The 2,811-nt window shown below is 62.1% G+C and carries 2 protein-coding genes and 2 pseudogenes; all 4 read right to left on the reverse strand.

The window, feature by feature from the left end; translation table 11 throughout:
- A pseudogene (locus tag M0954_RS12230) lies at window positions 1-437 on the reverse strand (phage capsid protein); the annotation flags it as partial.
- Between the two features lie 20 nt (window positions 438-457).
- The gene (locus tag M0954_RS12235) at window positions 458-1,453 is read right to left on the reverse strand and encodes a lambda-exonuclease family protein (protein WP_297353456.1); all 996 of its coding nucleotides are present in this window, start codon (window positions 1,451-1,453) and stop codon (window positions 458-460) included.
- A 73-nt stretch (window positions 1,454-1,526) separates the two neighbouring features.
- A pseudogene (locus M0954_RS12240) lies at window positions 1,527-2,492 on the reverse strand (DUF932 domain-containing protein).
- Window positions 2,493-2,606: 114 nt separating this feature from the next.
- A partial coding sequence (locus M0954_RS12245; RefSeq protein WP_297353458.1) for a hypothetical protein occupies window positions 2,607-2,811 on the reverse strand: 205 nt, incomplete at its 5' end.

Consider the following 2,811-nt stretch of genomic DNA (forward strand, 5'->3'; position numbering starts at 1 on the left):
AGTTCATCCTCGTCACCTATTGCGACGTTGAGCCGCCCGTAGGGCTTGCAGTTGCCAGCCTGCCCGAACGTGCAACCGTCTGGCGACGGACACGGCAGTGTCTCAATGCCTGCGTCGCCTGCGCGTCTGCACGTCTCGCCATTGCCGACACACACGGGCCGCCCGGACTCACGGTCAAACAGCGAATACTCGGCGCGCAGGTTGAGGTCGGGATCGTTAAAGAGGAAACGCACGGGGATCGCGCGCAACTTCCCGGTGGTGGCCTTGCGCAAAGATTCGTTCAACGGATGCAGCACCCATTCGCCGCGCTGCTGAACCTGCGTGGTGAGTGTGAACTGGTCATCTTTCTCGGGTAGGCGCTTGCCGTTCTTCTCAACGACGCGGCCGATAGAAATTCTGCCGATGACTGGCGGCGTGATTGCGAGACCCTTCAGCATGATGGTTTTCCTTGTGGATATCAGACGTTAATGAGGAAGCGGCGTGAGCCGGGTTTCGTGATGGCGTACTGCGGTTCAAGTTCGGGGTGATCGGCCAGCAACCGTTTCAGATCGATGCCGTCCGAGTCTTTGCTACGTTTGAATGAGACTTCGCCAGTCTCGAACCGCGCCCGGGATGCGTCGCCCATGGCCTGCTGGATGGTCTGTTTGAGCTTCGCCCCGTGCTCCTCGCGAAGTTCGATCTCGCCCCGCACGGCGACCAGATCGGCGAAGGTCTGCGACATGCGCCGGTCGTCAGTAAAGTCCACCGTGCCGGCATTGCCCGGATACAGGTGCCGCAATGCGCGATCGGCCGATTCCGATCCGTCCGCAGGCGGCGGGGTATCCGTTTCGACGTAGCGCCAGAACCGCGCCTCGAGCGGGATCAGGCGGGCAATGAGTTCGTCGTCGCGCTCGATGCGGTGAACCTCCAGCTTCTGGCCGCACAGCAGCACTGCGACATCGGCAGCCAGCTTGCCGGTGACGGCAAGCTGGTGTTGCACCTGCAACTGCACGTATTCCGGTACGCCATCGCGCCAGAGCCGTGCACCAAACTCGCCAGCGGTCTTGCACTCCAGAATCTGCACGCCCGGCACGCCAACGATTTCGCGGTCGAGGTTCGCGAGCATGAAGGGGATGGTCGAATGCTGAAGGACTGCGTTGACCTTGCGCACGCGATTGCCGGTCTGCTGTGTATAGGCGGCAGCAACGATCGGCTCAAGCAGCGTGCCCCAGTAGATGGGCTCAGACGTGTCGTGCGGGTCGGGTTTTGCCAGTCCGCCATCGCGTCCGGTCTTGTCGAGCCACAGCGCCAGCGGGCTCATGTACGGGTTGAGTCCTACGGCGGCGGCTGCATCCGATCCGCCAATCCCGGATTTCCTCACCTTGAGCCAGTCTTCACGCGCAAGATCCTTCGTTTCAACAAGCCGCAATGCCGGACGGTTCCTGCCGGGTCCTGCTGATTCAGGTTGAGACATGAACACCTCCAGAAATGAAAAAGCCCGGTGAGCCGGGGCTCAACCGGGCACGTATGCCGTAACGGTGAAACACTCATGCGACGAGCTTCATGGACTCATGCCACGCCTTCTGTTTGAGTGTGGCACCCGCGCCGAACCACGCCGCGTCGCGCCGGTGATCGTCGCTGCGCGCGCGGCGATGGTGGTCGGCGTATTCCGTAACAGCGTTGACGAGCCCCCATGCGGTTCCCGATGCGGATGCCATATCCGCGCCTTTGCCGCGCCCCGCATAAAGCTGGGCAACCGCCTTGATCGCGCGTTCGTTGACGGCGAGCGCATCCCGATCCGCAGGGTTGGTCGCGGAATAAGTCAGTACGCGTCGCAGGAATTTCTCTGCAACGGCATCGGACACCTTGCGCTCCGACAATGCCTTCATACGGGCCATGAAGCCGTCCCAGGAGGAAACCGCGATACCGAGCTGGCGCTTGACGGCCTGTGCATCGAACTGGCTGCGGTGGCCGACCTTGACTGCGCCGGTACTGTCGCCGAGCGCGACGGAAAGTGTGTTGTTGCATACCACACGAATTGTCGTGTGCTGCGCGGTGGTCGCGAGCGTGCCATCGCAAGCGGTGGCTAGCAGCAAGTAACCGTTGACCGTGTCGTTACCCTTGAGCGCGACGGATTAGCCGGTGCGGGCGAGCGCCCACAGCTTCTTGCCGTCCTTGAGCACGCCGGCGGTTTCGAGTTCGAAGCCCGAGACCTCTGTGAGATCCTTGTAAAAGTCCAGGATCTCGGCAGGCTGAACGACCTGATAGCGGCTGGAGACGACCGATAACGGGGCCTTCGTGTCCGAGCGGTACAGGACCTTCTGTTCGGGGAACGCGTGGATGGAGCCAAGGCCCGATGTGCCTGCAACAAAGCGCACTTCGGATTCCTCAATCTTCCAGTCCATGCCTGAAGCCTTGGCCCAGACTTCGAGCGACTGGTTGGGGGCGAGCGGATTACCGAGGCCGTGCCAAGGGACTTCGTTAGCGTAGGCCATTGATTGAACGAGATGCATATTGAGACTCCGATAAAAATGAAGGCATAAAGCCCGGCGCGAGGCCAGGCAACGTGAAAGGAAGGAAAGCGAAGAGAAAAGTGGGGGGCGAGGCTCAGGACCGATCTGAAACGGTCAACCGGAACAGACGGTGAAGACGCGTCCACAGGCGAGGCACCGCCAGTTGTTCAAGACCGTCTGATCGATGGCTTCGCCCAACGCTGAGCCTGTGGCGCAGCCAGCGGCGCCAGCCACGAGCCCGGCGAGGATGGCGCCCGCGATGCCGCCGCACACGGCGCCAACCGGACCGCCGAGCAGGCCGATCGCCGCGCCGGTCTCC

The sequence above is a fragment of the Paraburkholderia sp. genome, assembly GCF_026225065.1.
Classification (GTDB): Bacteria; Pseudomonadota; Gammaproteobacteria; order Burkholderiales; family Burkholderiaceae; genus Paraburkholderia.